Source organism: Siminovitchia fordii DSM 16014 = CIP 108821, assembly GCF_000374565.1.
In the GTDB taxonomy this organism is placed as follows: domain Bacteria; phylum Bacillota; class Bacilli; order Bacillales; family Bacillaceae_C; genus Siminovitchia; species Siminovitchia fordii.
Genome location: NZ_KB894716.1, coordinates 18,289 through 33,229, shown reverse-complemented (window position 1 = coordinate 33,229; position 14,941 = coordinate 18,289). Strand labels below are relative to the sequence as shown.

Sequence of the window (14,941 nt, the reverse complement as noted above, 5' to 3'; positions counted from 1 at the left end):
TGAAGAGTATTTTACGAAAAGTTAAGAGTATTTCCCGATTCCGAAGAGTATTCGCGAAAAAGTTAAGAGTATTCCCGGATTCTGAAGAGTATTTTGAAAAAGTTAAGAGTATTTCCCGATTTTGAAGAGTATTCGCGAAAAGGTAAGAGTATTTCTGGATTCTGAAGAGTATTCGCGAAAAAGTTAAGAGTATTCCCGGATTCTGAAGAGTATTTTACGAAAAGTTAAGAGTATTTCCCGATTCTGAAGAGTATTCGCGAAAAAGTTAAGAGTATTCCCGGATTCTGAAGAGTATTTGCGAAAAGCTAAGAGGATTCCTGGATTCTGAAGAGTATTTATAAAAAATAAGAGTATCTCTAAGTTCTGAAGAGTTAAGAGGATTTCCCGATTCTGAAGAGTATTTGAGTAAAGTTAAGAGTATTTCCGGATTTTGAAGAGTATTTATGAAAAGCTAAGAGTATTCCCCGAGTCTGGAGAATATTTGAGCTATTATTCTTATAGATACAGCCTCACACAGTTTTGCTGTTCTTAATAAAAAGACTCCATACATAATAGGAGCCTTGGTAGAGATGTCCAAAATAAGTTAAACACGGTTCAAATGAGTGTCTTTAAATTCTGTGCGATATTTCAATCCATACCCGAACATCCTGTCCATGCCAATGTGCGCCGACCATATCAAACCGATTGCCATGATAGTCGGAGCCGAAAATATCATCCCAAAGACAACCACAAGAATGGTCACCGTATATGTATGAAATATATTATATATGACAGCACCGACTTTATTGTTGACCAAATATCCAAACATTGAAATGTCCGGTGCAAATAAAAGAATGAAAAATAGGATCCAACTAAAATGGTAATGTCCATAAAGCCATAGGCATAAGGCAAAAACCACGAGCCCTTCCATGTGTAAAATTATTTTATTCAACTTTCATCCCCCCCCTGAATTATGTGATCCATAATCAATTAAATGCCGGGTCCGTCGACCCGGCATTTGTGCTACTTAGTATATCCCATCAGTAGTTTCGCATATGGGGAGTCCGCAGGGAGAACGATGACTGTATCCTCTCCAATTGTCTTTTTATAGGATTCCAGTGTCCTGTACAGTTGATAAAATTCCCGATCTTTTGAAAATGAATCATTGTAGATTTTCGCGGCTTCTCCTTCTCCTTCAGAGCGGATCACTTCTGCATCAGCCTGTGCTTTAGATAGCATTTCCCTTACTTTACGGTCAGTTTCAGCAGTTATCTTATTCTTTGCCGCGTCTCCTCTCGACAAATATTCCTGAGCCGTTGATTCACGCTCTGAAATCATCCTTGTATAGACCGAATTTTCGTTTTCATTCGGAAGATCTGTCCGTTTCATTCGAACGTCCGTAACAACGACACCATATTCGTCTTTCGACAGAAGCTCATTTACTTTTTCTGTTACTCTGTCGTTCAGGCTGCCGCGTGAAGATTTTTCATCATTGATAATTTCATCGTAGTTCAATTGCCCAAGTTCCGTCCGGATAACCGAATAAATGAATTCTTCCATCCTTGACTCGGCGTTCTCCACTGTACGCGCATTAGCGATCATCTTTTTGGGTTCAACGATCTTCCAAAGCGCGTAATTATCTATGATCATCCTCTTTTTGTCTTTCGTATTGATCTCCGCCTGCGACACATCGTAAGTCATTTGGTATTTCGGAAGAGTTGAAACAGATTGGATAAACGGTATCTTCATGGCAAGACCTGGTTCCGTTTTGATCCGTACAACTTCGCCAAACTGACGGATGACCTTATACTCTCCTTCTTTTACAACAAACAGACTTGAAAGCAATAGAAGTAAAATCACTATCAAAGTAATGAAAAAGAGACCAAACCTCGTGTATTTTCTCCAATCCAGTTCAGCAGCCTTGCGCGAACCGAAATCAACCACTTTTTTATCCATACTACTCATCCCCCTCCGTCTTTTCTGCCGGTTTCGGCTCCTCTTTTTCCATTGGACGGATTGGGAAGTATTTCAGTGTATTCCCCTCATCATTCATAATGTAAATCTCGGTTCCTGGAAGCACCTGTTCCAGCGTCTCAATTGTCAGACGTTCCCTTGTCACTTCCGGGCTGCTCTTATACTCTTTATACAGCTTATTGAAGACTGCCACATCTCCACGTGCGGTTTCCAGCCTTGCGGCTTTTTCCCCTTTTGCTTTTGAGATAATAGCATCCCTTTCTCCTTTTGCTTCATTCATTTTTTGATTCTCATACTTTTTGGCTTCGTTCATTTTCGTGTTCATCGTTTCTCGCGCATCTGTTACTGCTGTAAAAGCACTTCGGACCTCTTTATTAGGAAGCTCAACATCTTTGAGTTTGACAGCCAGAATAGAAATGCCGACATCATATTTTTCCATTAGTGAAGTCAAAAGATCCCTGACATTTCCTTCTATCTCAGCTTTTCCGGACGTAAGTGCATCATCGATTTTTGAACTCCCTATAATACTTCTTAAAGAAGCGGATGTTGCGTCATATAATACTTCTTCCGGGTTATCCGCATTAAATAAATATTTTTTAGGGTCTGTTATCTTCCACTGGACGACAAGATCCGCAAAAACAATATTTTCGTCTCCAGTGATCATTTTTGTTTCATCGGACAGTTCCTTTTTTCCGTCTGATTCTTTATAACCAAACTGCAGGCTCTTCGTCTCTTTCGCAAGCTTTTCAACCCGCTGCACTGGCCATGGAAGTTTAAAATGTAACCCGGAATCGGTTACCGTTTCCTCGGCTTTTCCAAACGTCAAAATGACCGCTTGATCCGACTCATCCAACGTATACCAGGAAGTAAAAAGTGCGACGATGAGCAAAATTCCTGCAATTATAATCCCTGCCGCTGCATAAACCCTTTTTAAACTCATTCCCCACGATCCTTTCTCTTTTTCTCTTATACTAATGTATTACGGAACAATAGAAAAAAGGTTTCATTTCCACTTATAAATAAAAAGAACAGGACAAATCAAACTGTCCTCTGTGGAGGATTCAAAAAACTATTCTGCAGGATTTTTGGGTAAGAACACGGGACTACTCTTCCCTACTAGGTCTCGGAACGTGTCACACTTGAAAAAAACCTGAATCGAGATCGAAGATTCAAAAAGATATACATGGCTGAACAAAAGAATTGACGGTAGTCAATAAAAGGTAATTAAAGGTGCATGTATTCACTCTGACCAGGTGGCCATTAAGTCCTGAATTTCAGAAAAGGTCAAGGAAAATGGGATTGGGCCAATCTATGTCCAGGAGAGGAATTAGTCGGGACAACGCACTGCAGGAGTGGCCATGTCAAGGATGAGGCGTATATCAAGGCTTGTGAAACCCTTGAAAAACTTATACAAGAAATTAAGGACTACATGCTATACTATCATCGTTTATAGATATCAATGGGACCTAAAAAAGATGACCCCTGTTCAATACAGAGACCACCTCCTTAAGGTTGCCTAGCTTTATTATGATTGTCCTTTACAACGGTAAAGTTTAAGTTACCTGCCCTCCCTTTTTGATTGTTAACCCTCGAATGATGGGTATGGTGGACACACGATAAGCATTCCCCTAATGACTATTTCGCCGTTATCTGTGGCCTGCACATTTACAGTAATTGTATGATCGCGTTCATTTACATCGTCAATCTCAAATAAAAAATCGATTGTTGCATAATGAAAGACTGGTTTCAGAAACTCTATCTCCTGCTTAAGGATATTGGAGCCCGGTCCTGGCAAGTACTTTGTAACAGCCGAAGTGATAATGCCTGTCAACATGATCGTCGGTACAATCGGCTTTTCATACGGTGTTTGGGAAGCATAGTCTTGTTGGATATAAAGCGGATTGGCATCATTCGTCAAGCCCAGATACAACAGTAGATCTTTGTCCTCGACTTTCTCTGTTAGTTTCAGTTTTTCGCCTCTTGAGATTTCACCAATCTGCCGCCCAAGCTTACGCTTTTTTCCCAATAACAATAAGAGCACCCCCGAAAAGTTTATGAGATTGCGATCTATTGTGAAATATAATAACATTTTTATAGTTAAAAACAAAGAAAAAAGAGGACCAATCATTTTTAAATAAGATTGATCCTCTAATGGTATTTATTCAAGAACACTCATAACTTCCCGGACAGCGTCTGCCGACTTATCCAAAGCTGCTTTTTCTTGATCTGTAAGTTCAAGTTCAATTACTTGTTCTATACCATCTTTTCCTAGGATTGTAGGCACTCCTAAATAAATTCCCTGATATCCATATTCACCTTCAAGGTAGGCAATAGAAGGCAGCACTCTGCGCTGGTCTTTTACAATCGCCTCTACCATCTCGACGAGAGAAGCAGCCGGTGCATAATATGCACTTCCGTTGCCAAGCAGGTTTACGATCTCTCCCCCGCCTTTTCTTGTTCTTTCAACAATAGCATCCAGACGTTCCTGTGGAATTAATTTCTCCAGTGGAATTCCGCCTGCATAGGAATAGCGGACAAGGGGTACCATGTCGTCTCCATGGCCTCCTAATACGAATCCCGTGATGTCCTTTACAGACAGGTTAAGCTCTTGTGCGATAAATGTACGGAAACGTGCAGTATCGAGGATCCCTGACTGGCCGATTACACGGTTTTTAGGGAATCCAGATTCTTTATACACGGTATATGTCATGGCATCCACTGGATTTGTCAGCACAATGATATGACAGTTTGGAGAGTATTTGACAATTTCCTGTGTAACACTTTTCATCACTTTCTGGTTTGTTTGGACCAAATCATCACGGCTCATCCCTGGTTTACGTGCGATACCTGCGGTAATGACGACAACGTCGGAGTCTTTTGTATCTTCATAATTGGATGTGCCAATGATATTTGCATCGAATCCTTGTACTGGACTCGCTTCCAGCATGTCAAGTGCTTTCCCTTTTACAGGGTTTTCCATTTTGGGAATGTCAACAAGGACAACATCGCCAAGTTCTTTTTGTGCTGCCAGGAATGCTGTTGTAGCCCCTGTAAATCCTCCACCGATAACTGATATTTTTTTCCGTTTTAATGACATGGGGAAGTCCCTTCTTTCATTAAATTTCACAACAATTGGAGACTGCTTTTACTACAGTCTCCATTTTATGCTCCTTAACCCCACTTTTCCCTGTTGAAAGTAAATTAATCCATATTTTCAATTAAGGCATTTCCGAATTCAGAGGTCTTCACTTCAGTCGCGCCTTCCATCAGGCGGGCAAAGTCATATGTAACCACTTTGGATTCGATTGTTTTTTCCATTGATTTTGTAATCAATTGAGCAGCTTCTCCCCAACCAATATGCTCAAGCATGAGAACTCCTGAAAGAATGACTGATGATGGGTTCACTTTATCCAAACCTGCATATTTTGGAGCTGTTCCATGTGTCGCCTCGAATATCGCATGGCCTGTATCGTAGTTGATATTTGCACCAGGTGCGATTCCGATTCCGCCGACTTGTGCCGCCAATGCATCGGAAATGTAATCTCCGTTAAGATTCATTGTTGCGACAACATCAAATTCTTTCGAGCGTGTAAGAATTTGCTGAAGGAAAATATCCGCAATAGCGTCTTTAACAATGATTTTTCCAGCAGCTTCTGCATCAGCCTGAGCTTTGTTTGCAGCTTCTGTTCCCTGCTCCTCTTTGATTTTGTCGTATTGGTTCCATGTGAATACTTTGTCGCCGAACTCCTGCTCAGCTACTTCATAGCCCCAGTTCTTAAAGGCACCCTCTGTAAATTTCATAATGTTCCCTTTATGTACAAGAGTTACAGATTTGCGGCCTTCTTTGATTGCATAGTTGATGGCTGCACGGACCAAACGTTTTGTACCTTCGGAAGAAATCGGTTTGATTCCGATACCTGAAGTTTCAGGGAAACGGATTTTATTTACACCCATTTCATTTTTAAGGAAATTGATCAGCTTTTTAACTTCATCGGATCCTTCTTGGTATTCAATACCTGCGTAAATGTCCTCTGTATTTTCACGGAAAATAACCATATCCGTATCTTCCGGACGTTTTACAGGTGAAGGAACGCCTTCAAAGTAACGTACTGGGCGCAGGCAGACATACAGGTCAAGTTCCTGGCGAAGCGCAACGTTCAATGAACGGAATCCGCCGCCAATCGGTGTTGTTAATGGTCCTTTGATAGCGATAAGGTATTCGCGAATCGTATCCAAAGTCTCTTCAGGAAGCCATTCACCGAATTTATTATGCGCTTTTTCACCCGCATAAACTTCTTTCCAATCGATTTTTCTTTTGCCGCCGTATGCCTTTTCTACAGCTGCATCTAAAACTCTTTGAGCAGCGGCCCAAATGTCCGGTCCTGTTCCATCTCCCTCAATAAAAGGAATAATTGGATGGTCAGGCGTATTTAATACACCATTTGAAACTGTGATTTTTTCACCATGTGACATATCTAAATCCCTCCAATTTCAGTATCAAAGGTTAGAAAGCAGCAGCTTCTAACCTTTTCCCCGCTCTATCATATCAAAATTTATTATGAAATTCTAACTCATCCTCACTTGCGTTTGTCAAGTGGGATATATGAACGCATTCCAGGTCCTGTATATTCTGCACGAGGTCGGATCAGACGGTTATTCTCGTACTGTTCCAGAATATGTGCAAGCCACCCTGAAGTACGGCTTACAGCGAAAATCGGCGTAAATAAATCGTGATCAAATCCGAGGCTATGATAAACTGATGCAGAATAGAAGTCAACATTCGGAGGAAGTGGCTTTTCGGAAGTAAATACCTCTTCAACCTTGATGGAAATGTTGTACCATTCCGGCTCGCCGGTGATTTCAGTTAGTCGTTTTGACATTTCTTTCAAGTGTTTGGCCCGCGGGTCACCTTTGCGGTAAACGCGGTGGCCGAAGCCCATGATTTTTTCTTTTTTCTCAAGCTTATCTTTGACATAGCTTTCAGCATTGTCCGCAGAACCGATTTCTGTAAGCATTTTCATAACCTGTTCATTCGCACCGCCATGCAGAGGGCCTTTTAATGCTCCGATAGCTGCTGTAATTCCTGAATAAATGTCTGAAAGGGTCGCAACACATACTCTAGCAGTAAAAGTGGACGCATTCAATTCATGGTCTGCATGGAGGATCAGTGCCTTATCCATCGCTTCAACTTCGACCTCATCAGGCTCTTCCCCTTTAATCATATACATGAAGTTAGCTGCAAATCCTAGATCTTTGCGAGGAGCAATCGGTTCGAGCCCATTACGGATACGGGCAAATGCGGCTACAATTGCAGGCATTTTTGCCTGAAGGCGGATCGCTTTCTTATAGTTTGCTTCTTTATCCATCACTTCAGCGTCTTCATCGAAAATTCCAAGGGCGGAAACCGCTGTCCGGAGAACAGCCATTGGATGCACTTTATCCAGTGGATATGTTTTAAAACTGTCGAGGACTTCCTGCGGGAGCTCCATATTCTCTGCCAACTGTTCCTTTAATTCCTGAAGTTGCTCCTTTGTTGGCAGTTCGAGATGCCATAGCAGATAAATGACTTCTTCAAAACTTGCATTTTCAGTCAAGTCATCAATGTTGTAGCCAACGTATGTAAGCGTGTCATCAATGATGGAACTGATCGAGGATGTTGTGGCTACTACCCCTTCTAACCCACGTGTTGCTGTCATTGAAAACCTCTCCTTTATCTCTTTTTTTAAAAATTTCCTGTATATGATGGAAAACATGTAATACACATTGTTTAGAGGAAAACTTCAGACAAGGAAAATAAGCATGTGGAAAAACATGCAATTTATAATGAACTCATCTTCTATTATAAACAAAACTAAATTCTTGTCTATTTTTCAACATTTTCTACTGATTCATATTTTTTATATCCAGCAATAAGATTTTCTTTTTGAGGGTTAACTTCCTAACCACCCATCCCTGAGCCAGAACGGAATAGTTCAAAGAATTTCATTGCTATATAGGCGATGCCTGCCCCAATCAACGGACCGACAGCCACACCTTTGAACAAGGAAACAGCCATGATTGTCCCAAGGACAAGCGCGGTGGTAATATGTGGATCTTCGGATAAAAGCGTTACACCATATTTCGCTATAATAGCAACAGCAATCCCAGCGCCAAGAGCAATCCAAGCATAAGGGGATTTAATTGCCCCGCCTAGTTCTGTAAACCCGATATGCCCACTTGCAATTGGAGCTAAAACGGCAATCGTGATAACAGTGACTCCCCAGTTAATTCCTTTGGCTTGAATCATGCCAAAAAGTTTTTCATCCGCCCCGACCAACTTTAGAATAATCAAAACGGCTACCGCAATAACAAGTGATGGATTTTTTGCAACTACTCCAATTCCTAGCAACAGGATCAAAAAGAAAAAAGCCTGATTGAACAAATAGCTCATCCTTCCAATTTCATAACAGTTTTCTATTATATCATGGTATCATATAAATAATCAGATTGATAAGGTGGGGGTTCCCTTTGAATCGTGAAAATGCAGATAGGATTGTTCGCTTTTTCATTGTTGTTATCGTTGCATCCGCATCCCTCCTATCTATATATTATGCATCTAAATTTATTTATCCGTTTATCATTGCCCTGATTATCGCCGTTGCAATCAATCCGGTTGTGGGGTTTTTAGAAAAGAAATGGAAATTCCCCCGTACTTTAGCCGTTTTAACTTCTCTCATCCTTGTAATCGGGATATTCACCGGGCTGATTACACTTTTGATAGCCGAGATTGTTGCAGGGGCTTCTTATCTTGCAACAGTCGTTCCTGAACATGTCGCTACACTGATCAGATATTTGGAAAAGATGTTCGCAAACCAGGTCATCCCTTTTTATAACAAGCTGGCGGGCATGTTCCAAAGCTTGGACAGCGGTCAAAGGGATACAATCATGAACAGCATCGATGAGACCGGCGGACGTATAACAGAAAGCGTAACTGCTTTCTTGCAAAACTTTTTCATTAAGTTGCCCGGCCTTGTATCTTGGATCCCGAATGCCGCGACCGTCATCATATTTTCTTTATTGGCCACCTTCTTTATCAGTAAAGATTGGGACCGGTTAACCGGCCTTGCCAACCGTCTTCTTCCTGAAAAGGTCAAAAGCAGTGGGACAAGGGTCTTTGCAGACTTGAAAAAAGCTCTTGCCGGCTTTGTAAAAGCCCAAATCACGTTAATCTCCATCACCCTTGTCATTGTATTAGTCGGGCTGTTGATTCTGCGTGTGAACTACGCCATTACTATTGCTCTTATTTTGGGATTGCTCGACCTGCTTCCATACTTGGGGACTGGAACAGTTTTTGTGCCATGGATCATCTATGAGGCAGTAACCGGCAATATCGGACTTGCTATCGGGCTTGGAATTCTGTATACGGTTGTAATTGTCCAGCGGCAACTGATGGAACCGAAAATCCTGTCTTCCAATATCGGGCTGAATCCTTTGGGAACACTCATCTCATTATTCGTAGGCTTTAAACTCATAGGGTTTCTTGGATTAATATTGGGACCAGTGACACTCGTTCTCCTCACTACTCTTCACAAAGCTAATGTTTTTCGGGATATCTGGGCTTATATTATAGGGGCACCGTCGAACAATATTAAATAAACAGCAAAAAAAAGAGCCTTCCGCTCTTTTTTTTTATCGATATATATATATCTGCTTTCTTGAAATCCATCTCTTGAACATTTTTAATAAAAAAGGCTGGATCATTCTTCTCGTTGGCGGAAGGATCAATAAAAGTCCGGTGATATCCGTAATGAATCCGGGGGTCAAAAGAAGTATCCCTCCAAACAGGACACATACTCCCTCAACAATTGCGTCTCCAGGAGGGTATCCCCATCTCATTTGCTCTTGCAACTTCCTTAGCACTCCCATCCCCTGCTGTTTTGCAAGGTAAGCACCAAGAATGCCCGTGACAATAATAAGTGCAATTGTTGCCAAGCCGCCTACGGTTTTGCCTGCCAGAATGAACAGACCAATTTCCAAAGCCGGGATGACAATAAACAGGAATAGAAGAAATTTCATTTTTTGTCACTTCCCAAATGGTCTTTACCTTATTATATCACAAGATATCACAGAACACTCGCATGACCGTTGTACACGACCCCTCGGGTTCCATCAACGGTTATTTCCTGTCCATCATGGAAAAGGCTTGTCGCGTTGTCTACACCAACTATCACAGGGATCCCAAGACTGATACCAACTACAGCAGCATGACTCGTTAAGCCCGCTTCTTCAGCGACGAGAGCTGAACACTTTTCAAGGGCAGGAACCATTTCCCTATCAGTTCCAATCACAACCATAATATCGCCTTCTTCTACCTTATCCAAGGCTTCACTCGTATTTTTTACAATGACCGCCTTTCCGTAGGCTGACTTTCTTCCGATTCCCTGTCCTTTAGCTAAAACATCTCCTACAACATGCACTTTCATCAAGTTTGTTGTCCCCGCTTCTCCTACTGGAACCCCCGCTGTGATAATGATGAGATCCCCATGTTTTACTATTCCGGAATGAAGGCTCTCTGTGACTGCAAGATCTAGCATTTCATCTGTTGTTGTCACCTTTTCACCCAATTGAGGGGATACTCCCCAAACCAATGTCAGGCGCCTGGATACTTCTACACTGGATGTTACAGCGACAATTGGCACTTTAGGCCGATATTTTGAAATCATTCTCGCCGTATGCCCGCTTTCTGTTGGCGCCACAATGGCGTTCACACCAAGATTAATAGCTGTATGGGCCACTGATTGACAAATGGCGTCCATCATATTGTGTTCATTATACTTGCTTACATGAGAAAGGATCTCTTTATGGTTCAACGCTTTTTCGGCTTCTAGGGCAATGCTGTTCATGGTCCTGACTGCTTCTACCGGGTAGGCACCCGCTGCAGTCTCTCCTGAAAGCATGACTGCATCGGAACCGTCAAAGATGGCATTGGCAACATCGCTTGCCTCCGCTCTTGTTGGCCTTGGGTTTCTCTGCATAGAATCGAGCATCTGAGTCGCAGTGATGACCGGCTTACCCGCCTCATTGCATTTTTTTATCAGCCGCTTTTGGACCATCGGTACTGATTCGGCTGGTATTTCTACTCCCAGGTCGCCTCTTGCGACCATAATGCCGTCCGATACTTCCAGTATTTCATCAATATTGTCGACACCTTCCTGATTTTCAATCTTTGGAATGATATCCATTTTCGGAGCATTGTTTGTTTCCAGTAGCTGACGGATTTCGAGCACATCAGAGGCTCTCCTTACAAATGAAGCCGCAATGAAATCAACACCCTGTTGAATTCCAAAAAGGATGTCCCTGGCATCTTTCTCTGTCATTCCGGGAAGATTGACGGAGACTCCGGGTACATTGACTCCTTTTTTATTTTTTAGAGTACCGTTGTTCAAAATTTTTGTTATAATTTCATTTCTTTCTTTTTCAATGGCGGTCACTTCAAGCTCGATTAAACCATCATCCAATAAAATCTTAGAACCGACATGTACATCATCGATCAACCCGTCATATGTAACAGATATTCTCTCCTTCGTTCCCAATACTTCATCCATGGAAACGGCAAGCTTTTGACCTGTTTCGAGTTCGACAGCTCCGTTTTCCATGTCATGGGTTCTTATTTCGGGACCTTTCGTATCAAGCAATATTCCGATTTCTTTTCCGGCTTTTTCTGCTGCCTTTCGAATATTGATGATACGCTCGCGATGCTCATCCTGGGTGCCATGTGAAAAATTCAATCTGGCAACGTTCATTCCCGCCTCGATTAGTTGTTGAAGCAATTCTGGACTTTCACTTGCCGGCCCAATTGTACAGACTATTTTCGTTTTTTTCATTTCTGCTCCTCCTTGTTGTCAGTTATCTATATGGATAATTCCTTTGATAATAGGTATAAACTTTGATTCATATGTTTTGGTTTATTCAAAACGGTCAGCAGATCTGCATCTACGACTTCGCCATCTTCCATTCCCACAGCGCGGCCGCTTTTTCCTGCCATAAGCAATTCAACCGCCTTGGCCCCTAGCCTGCTTGCAAGCACCCGGTCAAACCCCGTTGGAGTTCCTCCTCTTTGAATATGGCCGAGGACCGAGACTCTAGTTTCCAGCCCCGTTTTTTCTGTCAGATTTTTTGCGAATTCCGCACCGCTGGCCACTCCTTCAGCAACAATGATGATACTGTGTTTTTTTCCTCTTTGGACTCCATTTTCAATCCGGGCGGCAATATCTTCCATATCATGGTGTTCCTCTGGAATAAGGATTGATTCAGCTCCCCCGGCAAGCCCAGCCCAAAGAGCGATATCACCCGCATCACGCCCCATTACTTCAATGACGAATGTCCTTTCATGCGAAGTGGCTGTATCACGGATTTTGTCAATGGCATTCAGTACGGTATTCAATGCAGTATCAAACCCAATAGTATATTGAGTTCCAGGTATATCATTATCTATCGTTCCAGGTACTCCTATACACGGAAAACCAAGTTCGGTAAGAGCTTTTGCCCCTAAATACGAGCCATCTCCTCCAATCACTATTAAACCTTCAATCCCATGATTTTCTAAACAAGCAATTCCTTGCCTTTGACCTTCCTCCGTTTTAAAATCATCACATCGTGCCGACTGCAAAATTGTTCCGCCCCTGTGGATGATATCCCCAACTGATCCAATCTCCAGCTTTTTTATATTACCCGTTATTAATCCGCTGAATCCCTGATAAATCCCGTATGCTTCGATTCCATGATAAATCGATTTTCTGACTACTGCCCGGATGGCCGCATTCATTCCAGGCGCATCTCCTCCGCTTGTCAAAACCCCTATCTTTCTCACCTATGTCACTCCATTAGACAAATAAAATATATGTATATATCATTGAAAAGCAATAGATTCTATATGTTAAAAATACCATTTCATCATGTTATTAACAAATTTTAAATATAAAAAAGGAATGCCCATTGGGACAATCCTTAGTTTTGAACATTTTGGTATTCTTTGTGTTCCGTATATTTACCCATCTTTTTAAATTTTGCGTAACGGTCTTTTATAAGGGCATCAGGATCCAAACGTACAAGCTCATGTAAAGCTTTCATCAGAACCTGATCAATGGTTTCAGCCTGTTTTTTTACATCCCTGTGAGCTCCGCCTCTGACTTCTGGAATGATTTCATCTATGATTCCCAAATCTTTCAAATCCGGAGCAGTGATTTTCAGGGCTTCTGCAGCCTGTTTCGCCAAAGAAGCATCTTTCCATAAAATACTTGCCGCCCCTTCAGGCGTGATAACCGAGTACGTAGAGTTTTCAAGCATGTAGATTCGGTCTCCGATACCAAGAGCCAAAGCTCCACCACTTCCTCCTTCCCCGGTGACGATACAAATGATTGGCACTTTCAATCCTGCCATTTCGAAAAGATTACGGGCAATGGCTTCACTCTGTCCCCGCTCTTCTGCTGACTTTCCCGGATATGCTCCTTTAGTATCGATAAAGCAAATAATAGGCCGGTTGAATTTCTCAGCTTGTTTCATCAAACGTAGAGCTTTACGATAGCCTTCAGGATGTGGCATGCCGAAATTCCGAAGAATATTTTCCTTTGTATCTCTTCCACGCTGGTGGCCGATTACCGTAACAGGAAGGCCTCTATATTTGGCGATTCCTGCTACAATCGCATGATCATCACCATATAGCCTGTCCCCATGAAGCTCCATAAAGTCAGTAAACAAATGCTCAATATAATCAAGCGTCGTCGGTCTTTTTGAATGGCGTGCAAGCTGAACGCGGTCCCAAGGACGCATGTTTTCATAAATTTCTTTTTCGAGAACTTCCAACCGGGATTCCAATTTGTCGATTTCATCAGACAAATCCACATCCGAGTTTTTAGTGAACTCTCTCAATTCCGCTATTTTCTCTCGCAGTTCAAGTACAGGTCTCTCAAATTCAAGCTCGTTCACCATGCAATTTCACCTACTTGTTGATGAATTTCAAGCACTGTTGTCAACTTTTCTTTCAGTTCGGAGCGGGGGATAACTGCATCAAGCTGGCCATGGTTCAATAAAAATTCAGCAGTCTGAAAGTCTTCGGGAAGTTCTTCTCTTATAGTCTGCTCGATAACGCGCCGGCCGGCAAAACCGATTAAAGCCCCCGGTTCCGCGAAATTAAAGTCGCCAAGTGAAGCGAAACTTGCCGAAACCCCTCCTGTCGTAGGGTGAGTCATGACCGAGATGATCAAACCGCCTTTATCACTGAACATCTTGAGCGCAGTGCTCGTTTTGGCCATCTGCATCAAAGATAATACTCCCTCTTGCATCCTTGCACCGCCTGAAGCGGTAAAAATAATGAATGGAACTTGTTTTTCAGCCGCCGCTTCAATAGCTCTTGTAATTTTCTCACCTACAACCGAACCCATGCTTCCCATTCGGAAATGGGAATCCATGATGGCTGTTACCACTTCTATTTGATTTATTGTACCTGATCCTGTCAGAACAGCTTCGTCCAAATTCGATTTTTTTCTATCCTGCTCCAGTTTCTCTATATAATTCGGAAATTCGAGCGGATTTTCTGATGCAATTCTATCATCAAAAGCTACAAAGGAACCCTCATCAAACAAGCTTTCTACCCTTTCATGTGCCGTCATTCTGTAATGATGACCGCAATGTAGGCACACCTTGTTATTTTTTTGAAGTTCTTTCGTATACATGATTTTCTTGCATTCCGGACACTTTGACATGATCCCTTCAGGAACATCCTGCTTGGCGGATTCAGAAGGAATGGTTGCGTACTTCCTTTTCTTTGGCTTTGCATTCTTTTGCTTTGAAAAAAAATCTTTCAGCACAGCAGGCCCTCCTTTCAAATATCAGAAACCTTCAATCAACGACGTCCTGTCGCTTTTTCCTGGCCGTTTGTCAGACCGGACCAAAAAAACTATCATGATCAAAAACAGCATAAGCATAGGAAAGACCGGCCTACAAGTCGGCA

General features: G+C 42.2%; 14 protein-coding genes and 1 pseudogene. 2 read left to right on the top strand and 13 right to left on the bottom strand.

What is annotated here, in order from left to right; translation table 11 throughout:
* Positions 1–583: 583 nt before the first annotated feature.
* The 3 genes from C509_RS0121800 to hflK all read right to left on the bottom strand — a co-directional run bounded on the left by C509_RS0121800 (position 584) and on the right by hflK (position 2,893).
* Positions 584–931: a DUF4260 domain-containing protein gene (locus C509_RS0121800; protein WP_018709066.1), complete on the bottom strand. Its 348-nt coding sequence runs from the start codon at positions 929–931 to the stop codon at positions 584–586.
* A gap of 71 nt (positions 932–1,002) precedes the next feature.
* Positions 1,003–1,935, bottom strand: coding sequence for a protease modulator HflC (hflC, locus tag C509_RS0121795; protein ID WP_018709065.1), 933 nt, complete (start codon positions 1,933–1,935; stop codon positions 1,003–1,005).
* Position 1,936: 1 nt separating this feature from the next.
* Entirely contained in the window at positions 1,937–2,893 is a 957-nt protein-coding gene (gene hflK / locus C509_RS0121790) for an FtsH protease activity modulator HflK (RefSeq protein ID WP_018709064.1), read from the bottom strand.
* 323 nt (positions 2,894–3,216) lie between these two features.
* Between hflK and C509_RS27125 the strand changes: the two are divergent.
* Positions 3,217–3,473 (top strand): annotated as a pseudogene (locus C509_RS27125) (IS3 family transposase); the annotation flags it as partial.
* A 62-nt stretch (positions 3,474–3,535) separates the two neighbouring features.
* On the opposite strand, the gene C509_RS0121785 reads toward C509_RS27125, so the two are convergent.
* The 5 genes from C509_RS0121785 to C509_RS0121765 all read right to left on the bottom strand — a co-directional run bounded on the left by C509_RS0121785 (position 3,536) and on the right by C509_RS0121765 (position 8,374).
* Positions 3,536–3,985 carry a MaoC/PaaZ C-terminal domain-containing protein gene (locus tag C509_RS0121785; RefSeq protein WP_018709063.1) on the bottom strand — a complete coding sequence of 150 codons (450 nt, stop codon included), beginning with the start codon at positions 3,983–3,985 and terminating at the stop codon, positions 3,536–3,538.
* Positions 3,986–4,111: 126 nt separating this feature from the next.
* Positions 4,112–5,050, bottom strand: coding sequence for a malate dehydrogenase (gene mdh / locus C509_RS0121780; RefSeq protein ID WP_018709062.1), 939 nt, complete (start codon positions 5,048–5,050; stop codon positions 4,112–4,114).
* 104 nt (positions 5,051–5,154) lie between these two features.
* Positions 5,155–6,426 (bottom strand): NADP-dependent isocitrate dehydrogenase, encoded by a 1,272-nt coding sequence (gene icd / locus C509_RS0121775; protein ID WP_018709061.1) that lies wholly within the window; start codon positions 6,424–6,426, stop codon positions 5,155–5,157.
* A gap of 104 nt (positions 6,427–6,530) precedes the next feature.
* Positions 6,531–7,649, bottom strand: coding sequence for a citrate synthase (gene citZ / locus C509_RS0121770; protein ID WP_018709060.1), 1,119 nt, complete (start codon positions 7,647–7,649; stop codon positions 6,531–6,533).
* 242 nt (positions 7,650–7,891) lie between these two features.
* Positions 7,892–8,374 carry a DUF441 domain-containing protein gene (locus C509_RS0121765; RefSeq protein WP_018709059.1) on the bottom strand — a complete coding sequence of 161 codons (483 nt, stop codon included), beginning with the start codon at positions 8,372–8,374 and terminating at the stop codon, positions 7,892–7,894.
* Between the two features lie 86 nt (positions 8,375–8,460).
* Between C509_RS0121765 and ytvI the strand changes: the two genes are divergently transcribed.
* A complete protein-coding gene (ytvI, locus tag C509_RS0121760) occupies positions 8,461–9,588 on the top strand; it encodes a sporulation integral membrane protein YtvI (RefSeq protein ID WP_018709058.1) in 1,128 nt (375 codons plus the stop codon).
* 33 nt (positions 9,589–9,621) lie between these two features.
* Here ytvI and C509_RS0121755 read toward each other — a convergent pair whose 3' ends face one another.
* The 5 genes from C509_RS0121755 to accD all read right to left on the bottom strand — a co-directional run bounded on the left by C509_RS0121755 (position 9,622) and on the right by accD (position 14,798).
* Positions 9,622–10,008 (bottom strand): FxsA family protein, encoded by a 387-nt coding sequence (locus C509_RS0121755; protein WP_018709057.1) that lies wholly within the window; start codon positions 10,006–10,008, stop codon positions 9,622–9,624.
* A 47-nt stretch (positions 10,009–10,055) separates the two neighbouring features.
* On the bottom strand, positions 10,056–11,816 hold the full coding sequence (gene pyk, locus C509_RS0121750; protein ID WP_018709056.1) for a pyruvate kinase: 1,761 nt from the start codon (positions 11,814–11,816) through the stop codon (positions 10,056–10,058).
* A gap of 26 nt (positions 11,817–11,842) precedes the next feature.
* On the bottom strand, positions 11,843–12,802 hold the full coding sequence (pfkA, locus tag C509_RS0121745) for a 6-phosphofructokinase (RefSeq protein WP_018709055.1): 960 nt from the start codon (positions 12,800–12,802) through the stop codon (positions 11,843–11,845).
* A 137-nt stretch (positions 12,803–12,939) separates the two neighbouring features.
* A complete protein-coding gene (accA, locus tag C509_RS0121740; protein ID WP_018709054.1) occupies positions 12,940–13,920 on the bottom strand; it encodes an acetyl-CoA carboxylase carboxyl transferase subunit alpha in 981 nt (326 codons plus the stop codon).
* Positions 13,914–14,798 (bottom strand): acetyl-CoA carboxylase, carboxyltransferase subunit beta, encoded by an 885-nt coding sequence (gene accD / locus C509_RS0121735; RefSeq protein ID WP_018709053.1) that lies wholly within the window; start codon positions 14,796–14,798, stop codon positions 13,914–13,916. The genes accA and accD overlap by 7 nt, the downstream gene beginning before the upstream one ends.
* Positions 14,799–14,941: the final 143 nt, after the last annotated feature.

Bases quoted from the DNA above. Each gene is read 5' to 3' on its own strand.
- pyk (WP_018709056.1), bottom strand. From the start codon at position 11,816: ATGAAAAAAACGAAAATAGTCTGTACAATTGGGCCGGCAAGTGAAAGT.
- citZ (WP_018709060.1), bottom strand. From the start codon at position 7,649: ATGACAGCAACACGTGGGTTAGAAGGGGTAGTAGCCACAACATCCTCG.
- mdh (WP_018709062.1), bottom strand. From the start codon at position 5,050: ATGTCATTAAAACGGAAAAAAATATCAGTTATCGGTGGAGGATTTACA.
- hflC (WP_018709065.1), bottom strand. From the start codon at position 1,935: ATGGATAAAAAAGTGGTTGATTTCGGTTCGCGCAAGGCTGCTGAACTG.
- hflK (WP_018709064.1), bottom strand. From the start codon at position 2,893: ATGAGTTTAAAAAGGGTTTATGCAGCGGCAGGGATTATAATTGCAGGA.
- icd (WP_018709061.1), bottom strand. From the start codon at position 6,426: ATGTCACATGGTGAAAAAATCACAGTTTCAAATGGTGTATTAAATACG.
- accA (WP_018709054.1), bottom strand. From the start codon at position 13,920: ATGGTGAACGAGCTTGAATTTGAGAGACCTGTACTTGAACTGCGAGAG.
- C509_RS0121755 (WP_018709057.1), bottom strand. From the start codon at position 10,008: ATGAAATTTCTTCTATTCCTGTTTATTGTCATCCCGGCTTTGGAAATT.